Genomic DNA, 25063 nt, shown 5'->3' on the forward strand with positions numbered 1-25063 from the left:
TCACCTCGAAAGTACAGAATAATAATCTTGAGTCAATTTAGCCGTATGTTTTATATCATATCCTTTTGCGAATACTACTTGAGCTAGTGTTTTCCTCGAAAAATTACTAGTTTCTATATTTTTCATTTTTTCTATCCAAGCAAATTTATCTGTTAGAGGAACATGTTCAACTAAATTCATTCCCAAGTCCACTTCTTTCGTAATAGCATCCGATATAATACAAGGCAAACCAACTCCTTGCGCCTCTATGAGAGTGAGTGGCAATCCCTCATGTATGGATGGAAAAACAAATACATCAAATGCTTGAAGTATCCTTTCTATATCGTCTCGTATCCCAAGAAACCGTATATGCTTCTCCATATTCAATTCCCTTACTTTATTTTCAATTCCCACTCGAAGCGGCCCTTCGCCAGCTAATAAAAGAATTGAATCCGGCTTAAATCGAGTTAACTGCGTGAATAATTCTATAAGATAAGCATGATTTTTTTGATGAGCAAATCTTCCAACATGACCTATAACAAGAGCGTCTTTCTCAATTTGTAATTCTTCTCTTACTTGTTTTCGCATGTCTGGACAGAACAAAAATTTATCACAATCAATTCCATTTTTTAAAATTCTTGCCACATCGGCTTTATCTGTAAATAGCCATCTGGCAGCAGCATTTGAACATGCTAACAAATGTGTTGCACACATGGCTATTGATTTTCCCGCATACCATTTATAGATTTTTGCAGCAGTACCACCCTCACTACTAGTATTATGACTGTGCGCAATCCTAACTGGCACCCTTGCTTTTTTAGCTGAACGAAGTACAAATCCACTCATTTTATCCATATGTGAATGAACGATTTTATATTGCGTATGGGTACTAAAGAAGTTATCTAGCGTCTTTATATAGCCCCTATGACCAACATCTGTAACATATGGAATTCTATGAATTTTCCCGCCTAACCTTACTATTTCTTCATCAAACACTCCTTCCTTACAAGTTAAAAAATCAAATTGTACTTTTGAGCGGTCTATATTACGATACAAATTCATAATTAAAGTTTCGGCTCCGCCTCTATTCATATTTACGACTACATGTAGTACTCTCAATGGAGTGCCCAATTTAAATCCTCCATTTCATCCATATACGTTGTATAAATTTCTTTTTTCTCTTTTAATACTTCATTAACTGAATATTTACTTGTAATAATAGTACGCCCACACCGTCCAAACTGAGCTTGTAATTTAATACTTTTAGAAATAGAATTTATTCTTTCAGACATCGTCTTTATATCATCACGATCTATAATCCAACCATTTTTATTATGAATAATTAACTCCCTATGTCCCCGATTGTCCGTGGCGATAACTGGAAGTCCACAAGCCATAGCTTCCATAACATTAACTGGTAAACCTTCCCGGTAACTCGATGCAACAGCTAGGTCACACATCTGCAGCAAAGGAGCTATATCATTTCTATAACCAAGAAAATGCACCATACTACTCACGCCTAGTTGAGCCGCTATATTTTTGCATTCCTTCATTAACGGCCCTTCACCAGCAAGTAGTAGCTTCGCATGCGGAATTTCATTTTTCAACTGTGCCAATGATTGAATTAAGAAGCTTTGGTTTTTGTTCTTATTAAATTCAGCTGCATAAAACATTAAAAAATCTTCAGAATTATAACCATTTTTATGTCTTAATTGCTCCTTTTCACTTTCATTAACAGGAATATATCGTTCTATATCTACTCCTACACCATGAACGAGTTTAATACTTCCCGCCTGAAATCGATGCTTTACTGCTAAACTGTAATCTTCTTGATTAATTGTGATAAGACAATCCGTAGTAGTAGCTAAAATTCTTTCGGTTGGATAGTATAAAAGCCAATTTATGAATGATGATCCTTTACAAAAATGAAATCCATGCGCTGTATATATAACCTTTGTGCCTTCTCTCCGCACTTTTCTAGCAGCTAGACGAGCAATTGCTCCTCCCATAGGCGTATGACAATGAATGATATTATATTTATTTTGATGAATAATTGATGTAAGTTTTTTATATGCATGAAAGTTTTGTACGCTAATCGGTGATCTTTGAAGAGGAATATTATATTTTTGAGTTACGTACGGAAGATGTATATTCCCATTCGCTGCAACATGCACTTCCCATCCTTGGTCTGCAAACCATTTCAAATACGGTAAATGAAAAGCTTTAAAATGATAATCCACAGTTGCACAAAACAGAACTTTTTTAGACACCATCCCACGCACCCGTCTTATAAGAATTTTTTGCTATTAACCTGATACTGGTATTAATAGTTTTAAAGTTTTACGCTGATTCACTAAATTTAACAATTGCTTTCTTAATTCCATCTCATCTAACTCTGTATATTCCAAAATTAACTTTTCTATTTCTTCTATACGAACATTCATTTCTTGCCCTACATAAATTCTCGGGTGAACTTGCTTCTCATTCATTTCATCTTCTTTTAGTAATTCTTCAAAAAGCTTCTCTCCTGGGCGTATACCGGTAAATTCTATTCCTATTTCATCCAAAGAGTTTCCTGATAATCGAATGAGATTTTTAGCAAGATCAACTATTTTTACTGGCTCTCCCATATCCAGCACAAAAATTTCTCCTCCTTTAGCTAACGCCCCAGCTTGCACTACGAGTCTTGATGCCTCCGGAATTGTCATAAAATAACGAACCATATCAGGATGAGTAACTGTAATTGGTCCACCATTTTGAATTTGTTTCTTAAATAAAGGTATGACGCTCCCGCGGCTACCTAATACATTTCCAAAACGTACTGTAACAAACTTTGTATGACTTATTTTATCTTTGTGCTGAATGACCATCTCAGCTAATTTCTTTGTTGCACCCATAACACTCGTCGGGTTCACCGCTTTATCGGAAGAAATCATAACAAACGTTCCTACTCCATGCGTTCTTGCTGCCTCTGCTATATTCATAGTTCCAATCAAATTATTTTTAACAGCCTCTTCAGGATTGTTCTCCATTAATGGTACATGTTTATGTGCGGCTGCATGATATACAACATTTGGAAGATGTTTATTCATTATTAAATGCATCTTCTTTTCATCTTGTATATCCGCGATTTCTGGAATGAACACGCCTCTCATATCGTTATATTTTTCATTTAATTCCATTTCTATGGAATAAATACTGTTTTCTCCATGCCCTAATAAAATCAATTTTTTCGGCTTAAATTTCGCAACTTGTCTACAAATTTCCGAACCAATCGATCCACCTGCACCAGTAACTAAAATGACTTTATCCGTTATATAATCTGAAATAATCTCCACATCTAACTCTACAGGATCTCGCCCTAATAAATCTTCTACTTGAACATCTCTAAATTCATTTACTGAAACCTTACCTGTTACTAAGTCTTCTAACATGGGAAGGATTTGAGTTTTTACTTTTGTTTTTAAACAATCTTTTAAAATAACATTTCTCTCTCTCTTGTTTAACGAAGGAATTGCTAAAATAATTATCTTAATATTCAGTTTTTTAATAACATAATCAATTTGATCCATGCCACCTATTACTGGAATCCCCCAAATATCAAGATTATGTTTTTTGACATTATCATCAATAAACGCGACTGGCATTAATTCAGCCGTATTATTCTTCAACAACTGTCTTGCAACCATCGTCCCAGCTGATCCAGCACCAACAATTAACGTTCTTTTTTTATCACCCTTCTTTACATAATAAATATCTCTGTACATTCTCCAAATAAAGCGGGAACCACCAATTAATAAAATATGAATCATCCAAGTTACAACTAACAATCGAAAATACATTTTTTGCATAATGATTTGCTGCACAACCGCTGTAGTAAGTATTGAAAATGTAACGACCTTGCATATAATTAGCAACTCTCCTATACTTGCATATTCCAAAGCTTTTTTATACAATTTATAAACAAAAGCAAATAAATGATGACTAATTAATAGAGTGATAGAGCTAATAACTGATGATAAAGTGATAACACTAAAGCTAGCATTTACAAAAAAATAACTAAAAAAAACTGCACTTAATACAATCAGTGAATCCATTAAAAGCAATAACGATATCCTCCGGCGATACGTCATATAACTTCCTCCTTTAATCAATTCCTTACTGAACTCTTTCAAAGTTAAAGTTTCTAACTATATTCTCTTTATTAAAAGTACATAGCTAGAAACTTTAATAAAATATGGGCATCTAACCCTCCCTCACATTACACTTTTGATGACTCGCATCTAAGGTTGCTTTCACAACCCACAGCATAATCGAGTGCCTCCATTGATAGCGGTCAGGAGACATCACCACATCACAGTTCTATTGTTCTTTCTTTATAACGAACATTTTTATGTACGAAGGTCAAATCTATTATTCTAATCCCCTTTATACTTTCCCATTCAAAATTACCCCCAATATTCTACTTTTCGTGAAACTTAGTGCTCTTTTCGTTTCAAGCGCATCTTCGCTCACAGTACGATTATATCGGATCACCAATAGTACTCCTTCACATTTATCAACTAATACACTCGTATCTGTTACTTCTAATACAGGGGAAGAATCAAATAATATGATGTCATACTGTTCCATTGCCTTTTGAATTAACATATCCATCTCATCTGAACTAAGTACTTCAGATGGATTGAATGGTACTGGACCACTAGTTAATACATCAAGACGTTCCATCTCTGTTTTTTTTACAGCGCCTTCTAAATTTGTTTTTCCGTTCAATATATCAGTTAATCCAACTGTATTTTCTACTCCAAACATTTCCTGAATTGTGGGTGTTCGTAAATTTGCATCTATTATCAATACTTTTTCACCTTTTTGTGCTATTGAGACTGCTAAATTAACTGTAATCGTTGATTTTCCTTCACCATACCTTGGAGAAGTAATAACTATAGTTCTGCTTTTATGAATAGACGAAGATAATTGAAGGTTTGTTCGAAGCGAACGATACTGCTCCGAAATTTTCGATCTTGGAGCTGTATAAGCAATTATACTTTCTCCTTTAACTTTATTTGTTTTTCGTCTATTTTTGTAGGCCACTCCGTTCCATCCCCCAGTACCACTGTATTTTTTTCACTGAATTTGTCTTCTGTATTTTTCCTATTCATTTTAGAAATCCCGCCCAAAACAGGGACATCTAACAATTGCTCAATTCGTCGTTCCGATTTGATTCTATCATCAAATGAATCCAATAAAAAAATAAAACCGATACTGAGCACCATACCTACAGAGAACGCAATTAGTATCGTCTTAAAGTGATTTATATTTATAGGCATCGAATGTTTTTGAACTGGGTCTTCTGGTAATATACTCACATTATTAAAATTTAGTATATTTGCTACTTCTTTCTTATAAACAGCCGCTGTCGTATTTGCAATTTTATGTGCAAGTACAGGATCAATATCCACTACATTTATTCTCATAATCTGAGAGCCTTGTACACTTTCTATACTTATTTGTCCACTTAATGCACCTGCAGATCTGTTAATATTTAATTCAGCCGCTACTTTTTCTAATATTACAGGCTCATTTACCATCGCTTTCAATGTATTCATCGTTTCAGCATTAGCTTGAACAATAACCCTTGCTGAGGAGGCATACAAAGGTGTTTTCATATACATACTATACATCGCTCCTCCTACCGTTGTGAGAGTCGTAAACAACAGTAGTATCCACACCCTTTTCCATATAACGGTAAATAGATTTTTCAAATTTATTTCCTTATTCATTACTTCTCCCCCTCATTTAATACCAATGAGATTCCAGTTGAAATTCCCATAAAAACAGAAATAAAAGTAATATTTTTTATTTTTTAAATATATAAACATTCCTAATTAATGTCATTTTAGTTCTTTATACAGAACGAGTCAATACAAATTATTCTTGTTAAATCACTTCTTAATTACACCTCAAAAATTACGACAATATTCACTGTAATTCGCTGTAGATAAATGACGAAAAAGCCCTGATACCGTAGTATCAAGGCTTTTTTTCTTAGCATAGAGACATATATTGATCGCGTTCTCATTGGTGAACTTGTGTGCGGAATATATCCTCTGGATTCATCAAGTTTTAAATCGTGCCAAAAACGTTGATTTATCAAAGTTTTATAAAAGTGATGTTTCATAGCGATTCATCACTTTTTTTAATTTTGTGGGTGAATTGTGGGTGAGATTGTGGGTGCCCCACAAAATGAAACAAACCTAAATAGCTTAGGCTTGTTTCATTTTTCAATCTGTTCTTTCCTATTTAAAATATCCTCTAAAAAATTCATTAAAGTTCAATGTTTTTTCACAATTAAACAAAGCAAGATGTTGTCATCATCTTGCTTTGTTTATTTTTTCTATTTTACTGCTTAGTAATTATTTATTTCTTTAATAACTGATAGGGGTAATTTTCTTATTTATTAGATTCCTGTACCATGTTCTGAATATGAAATAATATTTTCTTGTTTCAGTGTAGGTGCTGCACTTTTTTCAATACTAGGACTATTTAAACCAAACGATAATACTGCAATACCGATTAAACCCATAAATGTAATTTTAATCTTTTTCATTTTAAACGCCCCTTTTCTTTTAATAAAGTTCTCGCTTCATGACCTAAATGATAATACTCACACGCCTTTTCCTTTGCACCCACATTATACCATTTACCTGCTAGTAGTTCGGTATAAATTTGAATGTCTTTCCACAATTCTTGTTCTTTAAAATACGAAAGTGATTCATTTACAATTTCTTCTAACTTCTTTATAGATTCATTATTATTTATACACTCCAAAATATTTAAGTGATAACTATATTCTTGATTACAACTCTTCAAGCCCTCTTTAATATAAAAAGTTGCATCATTATGCTGTTTTAATTTAATATGTTCCCGAGCTAATAGGAATATTACCCTTCTTTGATAATGCAATTTTGTATGTTGACACGCTTTATATACTTCTTCTAAATGACGTATAGCTGAATCTGATAAGTTTTGTTCGGCATACAGTACTCCTAAATTACTACGAACTTTTAAAACTAGCGATTGTTCATCAAGTTTTTGAAACATATTTAAAGCAGAAATTAAATATTCCTCCGCTAATTCAAATTGTTCTAAAGTAATACAAGCCATACCTAATGTATTTTCACACGCTCCCTTTTTGGTCTCATAGCCTTCATGGCTTGAAAAATAATCGAGAGCCTTTGTAGCATAATTAATAGCTAAAGTAGGTTGTGAAATATAATATTTATATAGCGCAACACGATAATTGTACTCTGCTTTTTCTTTTTCATCGGACATCATATCTAATAAATCACTTGCAGATTCAAGATGTTTTTCTGCACTATTGTAGTTTCCAACTTCTGTTGCATAGATAAATTTAAAGAAGTGATAGTAATATTTTAGTAAACCATCTGGCATACCGTTTATGTATTCTAACCCTTCTAGCCCTTTTTCAAAATTCCCCTTTAACATTTGATACCTAAATCTTAACAGGGAGTAATAAATAAAAGAGTCTGCATTTTCTTTAACCTTATTAAATATATTATCTGCTTCAATTTTTAAAATACTTGCCTTCTCTATATGCTGAGCAAGCATTTCATGATACCATTCTTCTAATAGCTCATACCCCTTGCGAGTAGTAGAAATTTTTGTCTCCATATAAATCCCCCTTTTCTAAGAGCATTATCTAAATATTATAACAAGTTATCATATGAAAGCGTATATCATAACAATTACTATTTATTGATAAAAATATATCTGATTATTCAGTCTACTGTGATTAAAACACCATCATTCGCTTTGAAAAAGAAGCTTCTTTTTCATTTGAATTTATGAAATTACAATGTTTACATCTTTGGTATCAAGTTGATATGATTTATTTAGTTTAGGGGGACGATAATATGAAGGTTATAAAATCTATATTTAACGGATTTCGTTTATTAAGTAAAATCATAAATCCTATATTAAAAGCATTGTCTAAAAGTAAATTCTAAACATCTTAACAATAAAAAAGCCGAGTTTTTAATTAGAATCGGCTTTTCTTCTCATTTGCTTTTTGTTTTCCAGAATATCTTCTTTAAAATATAATCGATCTCGTGCCATCTCTTTGATTGGCTTCACTTTCTCTTTCTGTACCATTACATTTAAATTTTGACGTGAACATCCTAAAATTTCTAGAGCCTCTGAAGTGTTTACAATTTCCTCTTGAATAAAGCGCATTAATTCTTCTTTAGTTTCAAATCTATACATTCTTTTTCTCCTTGATATACAAAATAATCATATTAATTACCATTAAGATTATCGCTAGTATGGTACCAACGATACAGATATAACCCCAAGCGTTTAGATTATCATAGTCAAGAATTGATAAAATGAACCCTAAAACAATGACTACAGGTAGATTCGTCCAGATAAATTTTTTCATAATAATATGGAATGTGATATAATCTTAAATACAAGGGAGGTTTTCCTCCCCTGTGTGCTTATTCTGAGTCGTTTCCTTGGTCGGGGCGACTCTTTTGTTTTTCCTCTTTCACCTTGTAGTATGTATCTACGATGTTTTTAATCCCTGCGGTTACTTGAGAAAAAACTGTTACTGTTGTAGCTATAGCACCTAAGATTATTATCCAATCCACTTTGTTCACCTCCTTTATACTCTTATTATACCATTTAAATTGACGTGAGTCAAATAAAAAACCCCTTCTTTATTTATATTTATGAAATAAAAAAACAAACCCCTACCAAAATAAAAACAACTTTCAATAACTAAAAGCGAATTCGGATTATTACCTAAATTCAAAAATAACTAATATATACAAACAAATTAAGTGTTCCCACACAAAATCCAATACCCGCTTGGATTTTTCGACATTTTTCGACAACATTTCCACTTTGGTTTTGTTATCATATAGTTAAATTGTACGTTATATTCAATTATTATAATTTACATATTCCCTATTAATTGTGATACGCCCTCTCGGTGAGCAATTTTTTATTAATGTTGAAATGCAGGTGATAATTTGAACAAATTTGATTTTCCAACATACGATATAATATCCTTTGAACGTGAAATCCCTAAAGGAGTAACAAGACCTTTATTAATGAGAACTACACACGACCTTTACGTAGTTAAAACCATTGATGCAAAAGAAGAACCTAAAGTATTAATTAATGAGTTCGTTTGCTATAAATTAGCCAAACTTTTAGGTCTACCAATTCCAAATGCCGCATTAGTTAGAATAAATGAAGCAATTATTGCTTCGTCTCCTGAATTAAAGAATTTAGGAGTCCAACCAGGTATCCATTTCGGTAGCCAGTTTGTAAATAAATCACAATCATCTATCCAACCTCCTATGTTAAATATCATGGTTAACAAAGAGGACATTCCGGCAATAATAATATTTGACCATATTGTGTATAATGATGATAGAACTGTAAATAAAGGCAACCTACTATTCGATTTTAAAGAGAAGAGACTACTAATAATCGATCACAGTCATGTTTTCAAAATCGGTGCATTGTGGGATGAATTTCAAATACGCAGAATAATGAAAGAGCAACTTTGCTTAGTAAAAGAATTTCATGGACATAACTATAGAATTTTATTAAAATGTGTTAATGGTCATAATCCATTTAATAAAATCTTAGAAAAAATTAAAGGGTTGCAAGTTGAAGACATCGAATGGTGTCTTCAAGGAATACCTGATGAATGAGGTTTAACAGATGGTGAAAAATCCGCATTATCAGATTTTATTCTGCATCGCATCCAAAATATTAATACATTCTTAATGTTAATCAAAGATCAGTGTCCAAGTTGGAAAGGAGGAGCTATAAGTGAGTGCTAAAGCAATATACTATACAGTCTGTAGATATGTACCAGATATTTTACGTGATGAGTTTATAAATGTAGGTGTGCTTACACATATTCCAGAGGATGAATGGTGCCACTTTCACAAGACTAAAAACTTAACTCGTATTAAGAACTTTGATGATGAAATAGATAATGATGTCATTTCAGTTCTTCTAGAATCATTGGAGTACCAATTTAATACCAACCACTTTGACTTCCAAGGTTCCGAATATATTGGGCAACGTCATTTCTTAGAAGAAGAAATTTCATACTTCGTCAATCAAATGCAATTTAGCGAAATACGAACTCTTATAAGTAATGATGTTGAATCTGATATCACTGATTTATGCGATATGTATTTATATTATGATAATAAAAAATCCGAGCGAATCAGCAGAGATAGAGTTAAACGTTTAGTTTCAAAAATGTTTACAAACAGTAGTTTAAATTCTAGGGTAGAAAGACAACCTCAATATAAAAACAGTCTAGATCAACAAGCCTTCGATTTCTCAGTTAATTTAAATGATAATCAAATGTTTGTTAAAGCCCTAAGTTTCGATTACAAACAACAAAATAAACTTTTCACTGAAATAAAAAGCTTTATCTATGATATCAATGATTTCGAATCTAATGAGATGAATAAAAAAGACATTAAAGTAGTTATTAACAATACACAGTTTGATCAAGAATTCGAACTAAGAGCTATACAAGAATTAAGAAATTATATAGATGTATTTACCCTTGAGGAGTTCGCTTTTTACATTCACGAAACTGAATCTCGTCACAAAAGCTTAAAACTTGTAAAATAAAACTAAATCCTGGTTGAAAAAATCGGGATTTAATTTTACCTTTTTAGATAGTTAACATCTACCATAAAATAAAAAAGCCGATTCCACATCAAATGGAATCGGCTTTTTTATTCTATGATACTCCTACATATGTTGAACTAGCTATAATATAGAAGACACTGCTTTTGAGTTTTTCACTTTATATCGCGGTGAACCATTCACCGCTACTTTATCAAAAGTTGTAAATTCTAATCCCACATCGACTATACCTGCAGCATAACTTTGATTCCACATAGGACAATCAAGAAGCTATAGATTTTTGTATTAAAATGACTTATGAAATCTATGTGGAGGGAAAACATAAATTCAAACCGAATATTGATAAATAATACCAATATCTCAAATATTTGATATAATGATTTTGTTATTATTTATCGGGAGGTTATGTCATGAGTTATGATACAGTCGCATCCTTACAACGTATGCAACAATTACAACAGTCTGAAGCTGCTGCGGGAAATAGGTTAATTTTAAAACGAGCTGATTCAAAAGCAGAGCTAATTATAACTATTTCAGCAATAATTTTAACACCTTTCACGCTTGGGATATCCCTTGTACTATTCGCAATATGGTTTCTAATTAAAGAACTTACAGCTAAAACATATTTAGTAAAAAATGTAGCTACTGGTGAGAAGTTTAGAGTCGACCGGAATGACTTTAAACAATATAAAAAGGACTTTAAAGCCAAAGAAAAAGAAGTAAAGAAAATCTCAGACTTATAAGGTATGAGAATGAGGGGGCGTTAATCTTATGAAAGTTATTCGTTCAATCTTTAACGCATTTCGTTTATTGAGTAGAATCATAAACCCTATATTAAAAGCATTATCTAAAAGTAAATTCTAGCTACATAACAACAAAAAAGCCGACTCATAAAAGAGTTGGCTTTCAAATTATTCATATGGTCGATATTTTTCTCTTAATTGCCCTAATTCTTCAGCCAGTTTTTCTACATCTTCACGAAAGTACAACGAAACCCTATCAACTACTTTAATGGGAACAAGTCGCCCTTGCTTTACAAGTACATGCAATCTTTGGGTTGTGACACCTAATATATTTATGGTTTCATTCGCTGTTAAAATTACTTGGTTAACTAACTTTTCTGTTTCTTCACGACTTATTTTATAGCCCATACTCATTTTTCGTCCCTGCCTTTTTTCCATAAAGAAATTAAATTAATAACAAGCGCAATAGCTAAAATTATTGTGGAAGCAATTCCTAAATAGTCACTTACTCCAGGATTCGTATAGTTTGTTACTGTAACCACTAATATTAAAAATAATACTAATACCAAAGTGTTTCGATCTAACTTCATTTTTACATGGATTGGATTTTGTGTAATTTTGTAATCATGTTATAATATTTTTAAGATTGGGGGGATTTCTTCCCTCTTTGTGTTACTTGCGTCTACTCTTGCGGGCTAGGCGTTTTTCTATTTCTTCTCCTTTCTATCTTTCATATCGTTTAGGCTTTTCTTTGCTGTTATGACTCCTACCACCATTTCCTGTTATGTAAGCTAGATTTTTAAGAAACTTTTCTGTTAAGTCCCAATCCATGTTTCTCACCTCCCTTACACATAGTATAATTATACTATGTGTTTATTCAAATGAATAACTTATAGTTGCATAATTGCTATAAGATAAAAAAAACGACTCAATTAAGAGCCGGCAATTTCTTTAAATAATATAAATAAAGGGAGACTAGCATACAATGAATATAGGAATACATTTTCACGCTCCAGAAGATGAAAACTTTAATTTGTCCATATTAAAATTACTAGAACTTTTTAATTCTAACAATTTCATTTGGCAAATAGATACTGCCGAAATATACCTAAAAGATTCCCATGGTAACTTTACATTTGAACAATTACTCGGCGACGAACGTTTCATAACTGAAAATAAGTTAAAACAAACCTTAATAAACAAAGAATACTTTTTAGTCTTCTTAACAATGTGTGCTTTTCCTGATATGAAAAAGAACAGCCCAACATGGATAAGAACAGCATCAGATTTTATTACTAGTGATTGTGAATTTTTATTAAGTATAGTTGATGGTTTTGATATTAGTATTTTATGTAAAGATGAGTGCTTACTTCAGAAGTTACATCAACATGTTCAAGACCTAGGTTATTTAGATACTAAATATTTAACAGAACGTACTGCAGGAACTTTTTAACTAGATCTTAAAAAGAAGGATTCAATACTCCTATTAAATCCTTCTTTTCCATTACTCACTACTTCACATATACATAATAAGAACTAGCTGTAATATAAAACACATTACCTCTACTATTCTTCACTTTATACTGCTGTGAACCATTTACAGATACTTTATCAATGATAGTGAATCCTAAACCTTCATCGACAGTTCCTGCAACATCTCTATCAGCCCAGGAAGCTATTGAATAGAATCTTAAGTCATTTACTTTAGAAACTACACGTTTACCCTCCACAGATAAAGGTTCTTCTTTATAGCGAATGTATGATGTATCGTTATAAATCCACTGATTACCTCCAAGATTTAACCAATTCCCTACTTTACCCCAAACTTTATATGATTCACCTTTTTGTAGCTTGCGGATGACATTATTGCTTGTGGATGGTCTAGACCGAAGGTTTACATTTTGCCCATCAATATAAGCCACACCACTTGCTTCTGTTACACTTCCAGATGGTTCTTGTGGTTTTGGTTTAACTGATACAGAATCACCATTATATGCCTTTAAAACATCATTTCTAAATTGAGATTCTGATACACCATGACTCTTTAGATATTGTATTGGGTCCTCATGATCTGTACCACCTAATTTGTAAGTGATATCTTTATGAGTCCATAGCCCAACACTTGGATGGATATTTCTATCTTTTAATATTTTTGCAAGCAACTTTACATATCTTTCATACGATTTTTTGAATTTAATAGGGTCACTAGTTTCAGATAGCTCTACATGTACAAATCTAGCATTTGCCGCTGGACCTGCACCCCATGCACGATATTTAGTAGATGCAATCTGAATGTTTTCATCCCAATCCGTTGCGTAGTGAACAAACGCTGAACGCCATGTACGAGACTCATATTTTTGAATATTAATAGCTGGAGCTTCTGGAGTAGCTGTAGAATGAGCTACAACACCTTCATAAGCACCTACACCGTTACGGTATGGTTGTTTCGGTAAATCTGGAATAATAAGTGTTCTATCAGCAAAAGTACTTGTAGCAAAAGAACCAGCAAGTACTAGCATCATAAGTAACGAGGTTATATGTTTCATTGTCTTTTTCATTTAGCAACAACATCCTTTTTTATAATTTTTGTGTGGTCAAATAATCCACTTGCTGACAATCCAATAATGGTCCCTTGAAATACATTTGTTTTGATATCTTGAGACAAAAATAAAACGCCTAGCGTTATGCCAAGCGTTAAATTTAATAACGGAACATATTTTATTTGCATCCCAACTGTTTTTGCAATTTGTGATAATCCTACAACAACACCAATCATTACCGTAATTTCAAACATTACATACCACCTCCTTTCAAGAAGAAGGTCAGAGCCGCCCCAATAAGCCCACCAACAATAAGGCGTAAGATCCAAGTTGTATTAGCGCTAATCTTATCTAATTGCTTATTGATATTAATAATGTCTTTCTCGTTACCTGTTGTTCGCATCTCTAAGCTTTTAATTTCTAAACGAATGTCCTTGATATCTTGCTTTATTTCTTGAACATCACTTCTTACCTCTTGCAAACCATCCATACCGTCCACCTCTTTCCAACCTCATAAATTATTCAAAATAAAAAAAGCCTACTTTTCGTACGCTTTACTTTAAATCTAGTTATTTAGTTCCTCTGTGATTATCTGATGCTTCTATATGTTCCTTAATAGAATCTCCAGCACCTACTTCTGTAGAAATCTCTGCTGCCGGATCTCCTGCTTTAATAATAGAAACGGTAATCGGACTGCCTCTAAATAATTCAACGTTAACATTAAAATTACTCGCTGTAATAATCCCTGCATTCACCAAGTTATCCACAACGTCATCGATTTCCATAAATTTATTATCGTTCCCCGGCACCACATCTTCATTTGGAGCTGGGTTTTGAACTAATTGCATAACTAACTTCTCTAGTATTGGCATGATTTGATTGATAATTTGGCTTTGTAATTGATTTTCCTCTGGACTTGTACTTTGGATTTGATTTGTCATTTTGTTATCTCCCCTTCTATACAATAAAAAAAGACCAGCTTATGGCTGCTCTGGTTTCTTATTAATTAATTGTTGAAGTAGCAATTCTTCTAGACGTGCAATTCTGTCCTCTTGTATTGCTAACTGATTGGCTTGTTCTTTCACAATTTCCTCTAAAGCCAAATGTTTCTTGTAAACTTCCTGAGTGCCTGCAATACCGATAGTCATTAAAGGATACGTAGAAACAGTTTTTCTGTCTTCAGTTGCTAAGCATTCTGGCATTTCCTCTGCAATGAATCCATACTCTAAAGGAACGTCTTTAATTGTAGGCATTGGCTCTTGGTATTCGCCTGCTACAATCTTTTCACGTTTTTCATAGAGTTTTTGCATTTCAGACTTACGATAGTACTGCTTAGGCTGTAGTTGCATTAATATCTCTAAAGCATTTACTTTAATTTCTTTAATAGCTGTTTTTACCTGTCTAGTAGATTCCCACATATTTTGTGTCAAATACACCTTATCTACGTGAATGTTACTTAAGCTAGTTCCAGTACCGTTCTTAACCTCCATACCATACTTGGTGTAATCAGGGTGTTGTGGAATACGTAAAGTAACCAGGTGTCCCATTCTAAAGTCTACATCAGCCTGAGTGTTACCCCCAGAGCGTTTATCGTTAATGTGTAACGTTCTTATCCTCCATTCGTCAGCGCCTGTACTGCTAGAACTATTTAGGAACCAACTACCATTGTAAGCATGTAAAGACATGCTAGTGCCAGAGATAATTTGAATATCATTAAGAGATTTACCACCCCTAGTAGTGTTCATACGGATATGACCTTTAGCATCTAGGTCAATGTCGCTATCTTCTGAGCGCATTTCAATGCTACCCATGTATCCCATTTTTATAGACGATTTCATGTTTATAGATCCGTCTGAGTTACGGCTTCTAGCCATACCGATACGACAATTTGATAAATCGTAGTTATTCCATTTTGGTGTTTGTTGCTCCAGGAATAAGGAACCATTAACCTCTAATCTGTTAGTGTTGTCGTAGTTGTTTCCAAGCACTAGAGCTGTACGGACTGTATTATCTGGTAAGTTAGGCATGAAACCTAAATATCCCCGTGTGATTGGTCCCGTGTTACCTACATTGGATTTAAGAGAAATATTTTGCTGATTCATGTCAACAAAATAGCCTGTAGAGTTTGTACTAGTTGAGATAGTTACACCTGCTAGTCTACCAGATTCTATAGACTTGGCGGTTACAGCTCCGTCCAGGTTAATCTTACTGGCCTGGATCAATACAGATTGAGCTGTTTGGTTGATTGTGGAAGCGACCTCATTGTTTTTAACTCTTTGAGTAATCTCTCCTGCCATTAAAGCAATAGAACTTGTGTGGGAATCTACAATAGACTTACTTCCAAATTGACCGTTAGCTTCTTTCTTCGTGTAAACATCCGTTTTTTCCGCCTTTAACTCAATACTTTTAGACTGCTGATTTATGCTTGTTTCAAGAGTTGATACCTTAGAGTTAAAGTCTGTAGTAGCTACTTTCTTAGCAATCTCACCTACAAGTTGGTCATAGTTAGCATAGTCTTTCGGGTTTTCCATAAAGGTTGTAGGGTTTGCACCCTGTTGCACTTGTGGTTGAGATACCCACATAAGACCATTCTTAACCAAAAAGATACCCGCTTGAACATGTGTAACATTTTTGGTAGGTACGTCAGCTGTAAGACTTACAAATGTCCATGCCCCTCCAACTAATTTACTTCTAATATTTGCATCAACTTGACCAACCACCGACGAACCATTAAGGAATTTAAACTCTATAGATCCTCCCGCATCCATTCCCTCTGTATTGTTAGTAAATACCCATACAGATAATACTAACTTCCCTGAATCAGCTGAAACAGGTATCAACTGGTTAATGCCTGTCCACGTATTTGCAGTTAGACCTGTAGCTTGGATCTGAGCTGAGTTATACCCGTCATGATTTCGGACGCTTGTAGGAGTAACTGCTGTTCCTGTAGTGATTCCCATCTTGTTCCACTTCGTAAGACTTGGAGTTCTAGAAGCAACAACTCCAGTAGAAGTATTAATTACCCTGTCCTCAAAAGCTGAGTTAAAGTACATGTTCACACTTCCTAACCCACCTACATAATCCTGCATTTGAGTCTCAGAAACTTTAGATTTAATTTGATTATTCAACTGCGTGATATCGCTAGTGTTTTGCTGAATAATTTCTCCTTGTTTACCTTGTTTTTGTGATAACGATGTAATGCTTTGGGAATTTGAATTCGTAGTCTGTTCCACTTTATTCAGAGTTGATTGCATTGTACCTTGATTCTTTTGAACAGTTGATACAGAAGTTGTAACACCCTCCACACTTTTTTCAATCTCTGTTGCTTTCTTGTTAAATTCATCGGTTGTTACCTGGTCTTCTGGCGCTGGTGTCCATGCTGTAGCAATATTGGCTAATTCAAGTTTGACATTTTTCACATATGCTACACCTTCAATACCTTCGCCACCATATATATAAAATCTAGCCACTTTAGTAACGTCATATTTGTTATGGAGTTTCATCGTAAATGTGTAGCGTTCCCATCTATTTACTTCACTTACATTAAACACATACTGACCACTGTGAAAATTTTGTGCTGTGTTACCTTCAATGAAATGATGTAATCCACCGTTTATACGGAAACCTTTTGTATCTGACCAAATATCCATACTAATAGTAATTTCTTTATCTGCGACATTATTTCTCGCAAATTCTGCAACCACATCTTCAGCTATACCCATCCATCTATTTTTCCGACCGATGTTATTGTTTTTGTTAATAAATGCTACAACTGGATAACCGAAAGTAGTTATATCTAGATGGGCGTGATAGCCTTTCGTTGGATCTGCTACACCACCGTTATACCCACTTCCCCAACCAGATGCCTGAAGGTTCCCATTTAACGATTTGTCCCAACTTATAGAATCATTAACAATATAACTAGAAAAATTAGAGTTTTTAAGAGAATTTCGTCCATCTAGTTTTGTATTATCAACCTTTGTCTCTACACTCGTTAGCTTCTCACTGATTTTCCCTGCTTGCTCTTTAATTTCAGTTGTCACTTTAGTTAAAACATTACCGTCTCCAATATCCTCAGGGGCTGGTCGCCATGGATACGCCTTAGTCGTAACGGAAATCATGGGAGAGGATTGTTGATAAATGTGTTTTCTATCTCCACCCGACCATTCCCACGGTTCGACACGAATTAATTGATCTGTTGCATCCATATGCTTCTTTTCGACAGTGAACGTACCAGAAAATTGCTTCCATTGATTATCAACGTTAGGTAGTTCAGGGCCGAGCCCTAAACCATCATAAATACTATGTTGCGCTTTAACCCCATCAGGTGCGTCTTTCAACCTTGCCCAAACAGAATAAGTTACTTTGTCTCCAATTTTAATTTTATTCGGTTTAACGAGATTTACAATGTGATATGAAAGCCCATGCCATGCACCAGTGACATCAACAACAGCATTCCCGTTGAATTTGTCTTGTGATAACTTAACTGTACCGCCTTTAAAGTAAACAGGTGTCACCAATTCCTTTGTCCCAACCATCAAGTTCGTAACATCGCTATCAATACCGTCAACCTTTTTCTCTACTGACGTAATTAACTTTGCATTGCCATCCACAGTTGATTCAACCGTATTTAATTTATTACTAATTTCACTATCCTTTTTTGTTAACGATTCAATTGATTGTTTAAATCCATCTGCGGTTTGTTCTGATTTAGTAACTCGTTCTGTAAGCTTCCCCTGTTCGTTTTGTACATTTGATACAGAAGTATTAATCCCTTTAATAGTAGTCTCGATTTCTACTGTTTTTTTAGTGAAATCAGTTGTTGATACTTGGTCTTCTGGTGCTGGTGTCCATGCTGTTGATATTGTGCCAATTTCTAATTTAAGCTTTTCAATTAACACATCCCCCGTGAAATCACGTGCTAAAGCGTAAACTGAAATCTCTTTAATTGGCTTATCCATTACTACAGCACTCGCTGTGAATCTTTCCTGGTTATACTGTTTACCTAGTGTTAGGCGGTTTTCCACACGGCAACTTGGATAATGAAATGTATTATCTGTGAAAGTAATCTTCACTTCGAAACCAGCCCATTTATTCGTTGTACCCCATGCAGTAACTTTACCTGTAAATAGGAAACTCATAGCAAGATTCTGCCCCTGCATTAAAGCAGTTACGTCCTTCGCTACATCAAAATAGGTATGCGGCTTGTTTTCTCCAGTCTTCACTGAGTGTGATTTAGTAGCTGTTTCTAGTAATAGATTTCGGCCACCAATTTGAATATTATCAACTTGAGTTTTCAGATTAGAAAGCGTCTGCTTCGTTCCATCTGCCGTTGATACAATCTCATTCGTTTTACTTTCAAGTTGGGACAAACCATTATTTATTTTCGTTAACTCTGACTTCTCTGCTTTTTGTTTGAGAGCCTCATTTGTTTGACTAATTGATGTGTTAATATCTTGGAACTTCTTAACGTTACCATTCTTATCAGTTTCATAGATTTGTTTCCCTATAAAACCATCTTTAATTTCATCTTTCGTATAAACGCCGGATTTATCAGCCTTATCTTTTAATTGATTATTAATCCACGTTTGATCAACTTTGTCATTAACCTGTTTTTGAACACCAACTATTTGTCCAGCTATTTCTTGCGCTTTACCTTCCACACTTAGAACCTTTTGATTTAATTCCGTTTTAGCTGTTTCAATATCTTTCTTAACATCTTGAATACTTTGTTGTAATGGAGCTGTATCTGGGACAACCGATTCCCACGCTGTACCTGTCCATAATCTTAAAATACCAGGTTTACCATTACTAATATCACGCCATAGTGTTTTATTTGCTTTGAGATCAGTAGTAGGTGGTTTAACATTTTCTATAATATCTACAAGATTTTTCTCCATGTAATCTTGAGTTGCTTCTGCTAAGTCTTTAGCTGTTTTACTTTCCTGTTGGGCTTGCTTTGACGTGTTGATAGCATCTTGAATGTCTACACCTTGATTTTTTACTTTATCCTTTAAAGCATCAAACCACCCTTGAGGTACTTTGTCTTGTAAAGATGCTAAAACCTTTTGGTACATTCTACGTAGCTCTTCATTCGAATCAACAATTTCACGATAATCACCAAACACATATTTATCTTGTGTGGGGTCTTTAAAAGATTCATCACCAGCAATAGCACGTGCTTCAAGGTACAACTTAGGTGTGAAACCTCTATCTATGATTCGGATTGTATCGCCTTCATTAATTAGTTCGTGTGCTAATCCAAATACTTGCCCTATACTTTGTGCTTGAACTTCGTAAGAAACAGAAGTATTTACACGTTTTTCTATTTCTGTTTTCATAAGAGTTTTAAGTCGTTGCGGAGTCATATCTTGATTTTCTGTCTCTGGGCTATAGAAGCCGAATTTATGTTGCCCTTTTTCATTCCATCGCTGAAATGCACCGTCATCCACAATGTAAGATATGCCGTTATTTATTTCTGCAATAGTAATAAATTCTCCGCCTTCTTTTTTAACGAAACCTAATAAGGCTGTACATATGTTTTGAGAGTTCTCAATACGCTTAATGCCCATTAAATCTTTACCAAGAGTTACTTCTTTCCTTGTATCTCTTCCTCGCTTCTTAACCATATCTACATAACGACCAACTATTTGAGATCCTACAACTTCAGCGCGATATTGAATTTCTAATTCAAATGAAGAAGCAATCTGTTTGAGAAAGGTCAGTGGATCAGTAAATTCATCAATAGTCATAGAATGCGATCCATTATGCTCTGTTTTACCTATTTTCCACTTGGTACCTGCAAGAGCTATTCCCATACATTCATTCAACGTTTTACCTTCAATTTTTTGTGGTTTAATAATCCCTGCTTTAGCAAGCTGAATCCATTCACCAGATGCATAAGCAACCACTGATCTATCTTTAGAGTCTTTTTCCGCTTCAGTAATTACATATGGAACAATTCGACCATCACGCACTTCTTTTAACACTAAATTTTGTTGTAAAAGCGTTGTTGCATGTTCTGTATTATCAAACACCCTAAACTCTAATGTATCTATAGTATTCTTGATTTCCCAATGGCGTTTATCATCCCAATAATCTTTTGGTTGTATAGCTGAAACGATTTGATTAGTTTTAAAATCAACAATATGTAAGATTCCATTTGGTGTTCTCATCTAAATCGCTCCCTATAACTTAATTTTGCTATTCCTATATTGGCTGGACGGACTATAATTTCATTCGGCCCCCTTTTTACAATAGGAAATGAACTGAATATATCTTTCAATCCAATCACATTTTTTCCGTTAATTGTTACTAGTGATCTTTCTGTATCTATTTGTATTTTGTCTCCTATATCAAAAATATAAGGAGTCTCATCTATGGTTAAAGTGTTTATCTTCCAAAACTTAACATCTTCAATAAATGCAATATCAGCTGGTGGATTAGAACCATAAACAATACATCCTACAGCTATCTTTGCTACTGGCCTAGCTGTCATAGGATTACTGTCAGACTCATCTCTCCATGTACGGACAAAACTAGCATCATCTATCTCAGTATTCTTTCGATATTTAGCAAAATAGAAACTCCATTCTTTGCCCCTGCGAGCTACTGCAACATGTCCTCTAAAGTCGTTAAATGTATCAGAGTACATTCCCATCTCGTCAGAAATCCATTTTCTAGAACCTCCTGAATCAATAATTGCTTGTGCTGTTGTCATTTCATGACTCATATACTCATCAGCCATTGCTAGTTCAACTATCACATTGTCGTTAGCATCTAAAAGCATAACCACAGTTTTCCCCATTCTGTTCCAGTGTTCAGACTGAAAAGTCATTTGCACATCAAGTCTAAAATCTTGGATAACACCACCTGTATTAGGAATAGTTCTCTTCATAAAGGGACCATGCCACTCAGTATCCGTTCCCGTTCCATATGAGTCAGGTGTAAAAGCGTATCCTTGCCAAACCTTCATAGCCCCTGAACTTTTGTAAATCCCTATTTGACCGGTTACAGCATTCCATGTAGTTAAACTCTTCATTTCGTCCCATATGAGACGCTCATTTTGTTTCACAACACGATTTTTAACACCTGTGGGATAACCTAATCTAAAGTATTCGTCACTATTCCAGATATCAAGGAAAGGGCTTTGTGCTCCCACAGTTATATCAATAATTGGATTAGACTCTACAGAGCCATTATTACGTAATGAAGCTTTTAAGTCTCCCTTCTCTATAGCCAATATTTTCTCTTGTACAGCTCCCAACTTATAAGGCATTGGACAAATAAATTTAAGTGTCCCTGTACCAAGGGCTACAAATTCATCTGGATCAAAGCTATCATCTATAATTGCTAAATATGTTCTATTTGGTTCTATATCAAAAATAAGTTCTGCTGGTTGCTCCGTTATTAACCACCCTGCAATTTCTTCTTTCAGCGTTTCTAAATCAGATCCATCAGGAACTATAATTCCCACAGGAATAGAAAGAACCCGAATTTCAGTTTGTGTGTTTAATAGTCTTGCACCAGGATACCCCGGAATACTTAATAAATTCCTTTTCAATGGCGCCCAAGTAGGTCTTTTCAAACCTTTTGCAATTTGGACAAATTCTTTACGCTCGTTGTTAAATGTAAAAGAACTCATTTTGACACCCCATTTCTCTATAAAATAAAAGAAACTCAAACCTAAAAGGCTGAGTTTCTTTGCTCTTCTCTTTCTTGATATTCTTTTGTATATCGATAAGTCCCGCGCGCTAGATCACGACCATCTAAAATAACAGGAACTTCAACAACCAACTCACCACCAAGCGTCGGAATTGCTCCATCACCAGATGATCCAGACGGGTAATTAAACACTTGATTTGCAACTGTATTTGTCATAGCTTGTCTACTATTTGACATGTTCCCATATACACCACTCATGACAGTCTTTAATCCTGATAACTGGCTCATAGAGTTTGCCATCATGCGGCTCATATCACCCATTAATTGATTCATAGTTCCAGTAATACCAAGCGATTTTTCTTTTGATGATAAAGGAGTAACTGTGATTGAATTACCTTTCTTGGTAAATAACTCTGGACCAGCTTCACCTGTGATAAATGAACCATCACCTACAGGCTTCCCACCTTTAGCAAGCATTGGTACATGTGGAATAGTTGGAGCGCTTACTCCTGGTATATTATTTAATAATTCTGCTGGTGTATTAAAGCCATCTATGAACTTATTAATAATACGTATGATTCCGTTGATAGCTGTACGAATACCACTCTTAATTCCATCCCACACGCCTAATACTGCTGACTTCATTCCATTAAACGCCCCACTAACAGCACTTGTTACCCAACGAACAGGAGTCATAATAGCATCTTTTAATCCATTCCACACTGAAGATGCTGTAGATTTAATACCATTCCAGATACTTGAAAGTGTAGACTTAATGCCATTCCAAACACTACTACTTGCACTACTAATCATATTCCAAACAGTTGAAATAGCTGATTTAATACTATTAAAAATTGAACTTGCTGTGGAAACAATTGAGTTCCATAAGCTAGAAAGATAGCTTTTAATCGCATTCCAGACCGCACTTGTAGTGGAACTAATAGTATTCCAGACATTCACAATCCAGTTTTTTATTGCATCAAAAATTGGTGTTACAATAGATACTAATCCATTCCAGCATGCTTGCAAGAAATTCTTAACCGCATTCCACACAGCCATCGTCGCTGAACTGATTGTATCCCACACACTAACAATCCAGGATTTGATTTTTTCAAAAATTGGCATTACAAATGATACAAGCCCATTCCAACAAGAAACCAAGAAATTCTTAATTGTTTCCCATACTAGACTTGTAGTAGAACTGATTTTATTCCAACATTCAGAAATGAAATTCTTGATACTTTCAAATAGTGGAGTAGCAAAGTATAAAATAGCCGTCCAAATCGCTTGTAAGTATTGAGTAATGAAATTCCATACACTTTGGATTACTGTAGAAATACCATTCCAAATCATAGAGAAGAAATCAGCAATACCTTGTAAAACAGGAGTTATAAAAGCTACTAATCCATTCCAAGTCTCTTGAAAGAATGTAGAAATAGACGTCCATATTTCTGTAAAGAACGTCGCTATCCCCTGCAAAACTGAAGTTAAATATTCAACTATTCCATTCCAGATTTCCATACAGAAATTAAAAATGGATGTCCAAACACCAACGTATGCTTCTAAAATAGTGGTTCCCCACGTTACAACAAACTCTACTATGCCATTCCATATACCTATTAAAAATTCCTTAATTGAGTTCCAAACTGCTGTTGTAGATTCACTAATGCTATTCCACGCTTCACTTGCCCATTGCACAATCCCGTCCCATATTCCTACTAAGAATTCTCCAATTGCATTCCAGGCATCAATGGTCCATTGCTTTATGGAATCCCAATTTTGATAAATCGCAATACCTAAAGCAACAACCGCTGCAATAATTATTGCGAACAACGCTATCCATCCCATCATTGCAGCCCCTACACCCGATATAACAACAACTATTGGTGCTAAAGCCATAAATGCCCCTGAAATTACACCAATAGCTATTGCAATAGCTGCCAAAGTAGCCGCTAGCTTTGGATTATTAGAAATCCAATCGGCTATTTTAGCAACGACATCAGCTATAACTCCAAGAACAGGTTTGAGAGCCGTTTGTAAATCTTGCATTGCCTTTTGGAATTTCACTGCTGGACTTGCATCTATTTTAGAAGTAGCACCATGTAAATCCTCTACTCCTTTTTTTAAATCAACTTGTTTACCTTCTGCTTTCAAGATGGTGTCTATGATTTTCTTCCCTTGGTCTTCCCAAAGAGTACCGAACATCTTCGTGCCAAGTGCATTTCTGTCTGTTGCATTTTCAACACCAGCTAAGGCCTTGGTTGCTTCAAGCATAGCTTTTTGTCCATTTTCACCGCCACCAGCAATTGCCTGACCCCATTTTGCAAACTGATCTGCCGAAATCTTTGTTTTATCTAAAACCTCTTGCATAGACTTATCTACACCGGCCCCAAACTCAGCCATTTTGATACGTCCTTCTTTAACACC

At 34.5% G+C, this 25063-nt stretch carries 21 protein-coding genes; 4 read left to right on the forward strand and 17 right to left on the reverse strand.

Annotated elements, in window-relative coordinates; genetic code table 11:
• From JDS95_RS02585 to JDS95_RS02625, 9 genes are all read right to left on the reverse strand, one after another.
• Entirely contained in the window at positions 1-1110 is a 1110-nt protein-coding gene (locus tag JDS95_RS02585; RefSeq protein WP_098821730.1) for a glycosyltransferase family 1 protein, read from the reverse strand.
• A complete protein-coding gene (locus JDS95_RS02590; RefSeq protein WP_098821731.1) occupies positions 1095-2252 on the reverse strand; it encodes a glycosyltransferase family 4 protein in 1158 nt (385 codons plus the stop codon). The genes JDS95_RS02585 and JDS95_RS02590 overlap by 16 nt, the downstream gene beginning before the upstream one ends.
• A 33-nt stretch (positions 2253-2285) precedes the next feature.
• Positions 2286-4112, reverse strand: coding sequence for a polysaccharide biosynthesis protein (locus JDS95_RS02595; RefSeq protein ID WP_000222374.1), 1827 nt, complete (start codon positions 4110-4112; stop codon positions 2286-2288).
• A gap of 295 nt (positions 4113-4407) precedes the next feature.
• Positions 4408-5070 carry a CpsD/CapB family tyrosine-protein kinase gene (locus JDS95_RS02600; RefSeq protein WP_085450474.1) on the reverse strand — a complete coding sequence of 221 codons (663 nt, stop codon included), beginning with the start codon at positions 5068-5070 and terminating at the stop codon, positions 4408-4410.
• A complete protein-coding gene (locus JDS95_RS02605; RefSeq protein WP_001031072.1) occupies positions 5019-5759 on the reverse strand; it encodes a YveK family protein in 741 nt (246 codons plus the stop codon). The genes JDS95_RS02600 and JDS95_RS02605 overlap by 52 nt, the downstream gene beginning before the upstream one ends.
• Positions 5760-6436: 677 nt before the next feature.
• A complete protein-coding gene (locus JDS95_RS02610; RefSeq protein ID WP_199690209.1) occupies positions 6437-6586 on the reverse strand; it encodes a Phr family secreted Rap phosphatase inhibitor in 150 nt (49 codons plus the stop codon).
• Positions 6583-7671: a response regulator aspartate phosphatase gene (locus tag JDS95_RS02615; RefSeq protein WP_199690211.1), complete on the reverse strand. Its 1089-nt coding sequence runs from the start codon at positions 7669-7671 to the stop codon at positions 6583-6585. Before JDS95_RS02615 ends, JDS95_RS02610 begins: the two co-directional genes overlap by 4 nt.
• Before the next feature lie 363 nt (positions 7672-8034).
• Positions 8035-8262 carry a DNA-binding protein gene (locus JDS95_RS02620; RefSeq protein ID WP_199690213.1) on the reverse strand — a complete coding sequence of 76 codons (228 nt, stop codon included), beginning with the start codon at positions 8260-8262 and terminating at the stop codon, positions 8035-8037.
• 233 nt (positions 8263-8495) lie between these two features.
• Positions 8496-8648, reverse strand: a complete 153-nt coding sequence (locus JDS95_RS02625) for a hypothetical protein (RefSeq protein WP_199690215.1) — start codon at positions 8646-8648, stop codon at positions 8496-8498.
• Between the two features lie 384 nt (positions 8649-9032).
• Here JDS95_RS02625 and JDS95_RS02630 point away from each other — a divergent pair, with 384 nt between their 5' ends.
• The 3 genes from JDS95_RS02630 (at position 9033) to JDS95_RS02645 (ending at position 11432) form a co-directional block, all read left to right on the forward strand.
• Positions 9033-9725 (forward strand): HipA family kinase, encoded by a 693-nt coding sequence (locus tag JDS95_RS02630; RefSeq protein ID WP_199690217.1) that lies wholly within the window; start codon positions 9033-9035, stop codon positions 9723-9725.
• Between the two features lie 121 nt (positions 9726-9846).
• Entirely contained in the window at positions 9847-10671 is an 825-nt protein-coding gene (locus JDS95_RS02635; RefSeq protein WP_199690219.1) for a DUF3037 domain-containing protein, read from the forward strand.
• Between the two features lie 428 nt (positions 10672-11099).
• Entirely contained in the window at positions 11100-11432 is a 333-nt protein-coding gene (locus tag JDS95_RS02645) for a hypothetical protein (protein ID WP_199690221.1), read from the forward strand.
• Positions 11433-11600: 168 nt separating this feature from the next.
• On the opposite strand, the gene JDS95_RS02650 is transcribed toward JDS95_RS02645, so the two are convergent.
• Positions 11601-11840, reverse strand: a complete 240-nt coding sequence (locus JDS95_RS02650) for a MerR family transcriptional regulator (protein WP_199690276.1) — start codon at positions 11838-11840, stop codon at positions 11601-11603.
• 577 nt (positions 11841-12417) lie between these two features.
• Here JDS95_RS02650 and JDS95_RS02655 point away from each other — a divergent pair.
• Entirely contained in the window at positions 12418-12885 is a 468-nt protein-coding gene (locus tag JDS95_RS02655) for a DUF2691 family protein (protein WP_199690223.1), read from the forward strand.
• A 58-nt stretch (positions 12886-12943) separates the two neighbouring features.
• On the opposite strand, the gene JDS95_RS02660 is transcribed toward JDS95_RS02655, so the two are convergent.
• From JDS95_RS02660 to JDS95_RS02690, 7 genes are all read right to left on the reverse strand, one after another.
• Positions 12944-13978: an N-acetylmuramoyl-L-alanine amidase gene (locus tag JDS95_RS02660; RefSeq protein WP_472926260.1), complete on the reverse strand. Its 1035-nt coding sequence runs from the start codon at positions 13976-13978 to the stop codon at positions 12944-12946.
• Positions 13979-13986: 8 nt separating this feature from the next.
• A complete protein-coding gene (locus JDS95_RS02665; RefSeq protein WP_199690228.1) occupies positions 13987-14226 on the reverse strand; it encodes a holin in 240 nt (79 codons plus the stop codon).
• Positions 14226-14462 (reverse strand): hemolysin XhlA family protein, encoded by a 237-nt coding sequence (locus JDS95_RS02670; RefSeq protein ID WP_000348876.1) that lies wholly within the window; start codon positions 14460-14462, stop codon positions 14226-14228. The genes JDS95_RS02665 and JDS95_RS02670 overlap by 1 nt, the downstream gene beginning before the upstream one ends.
• Before the next feature lie 79 nt (positions 14463-14541).
• Positions 14542-14913 carry a hypothetical protein gene (locus JDS95_RS02675; RefSeq protein WP_078182998.1) on the reverse strand — a complete coding sequence of 124 codons (372 nt, stop codon included), beginning with the start codon at positions 14911-14913 and terminating at the stop codon, positions 14542-14544.
• Between the two features lie 39 nt (positions 14914-14952).
• Entirely contained in the window at positions 14953-21147 is a 6195-nt protein-coding gene (locus tag JDS95_RS02680; protein ID WP_199690229.1) for a phage tail spike protein, read from the reverse strand.
• On the reverse strand, positions 21144-22616 hold the full coding sequence (locus tag JDS95_RS02685; RefSeq protein WP_199690231.1) for a distal tail protein Dit: 1473 nt from the start codon (positions 22614-22616) through the stop codon (positions 21144-21146). The genes JDS95_RS02680 and JDS95_RS02685 overlap by 4 nt, the downstream gene beginning before the upstream one ends.
• Before the next feature lie 41 nt (positions 22617-22657).
• Positions 22658-25039: a phage tail protein gene (locus tag JDS95_RS02690; protein ID WP_199690232.1), complete on the reverse strand. Its 2382-nt coding sequence runs from the start codon at positions 25037-25039 to the stop codon at positions 22658-22660.
• Positions 25040-25063 lie beyond the last annotated feature (24 nt).

This window comes from Bacillus cereus group sp. N24 (genome assembly GCF_016483345.1).
In the GTDB taxonomy this organism is placed as follows: domain Bacteria; phylum Bacillota; class Bacilli; order Bacillales; family Bacillaceae_G; genus Bacillus_A; species Bacillus_A toyonensis.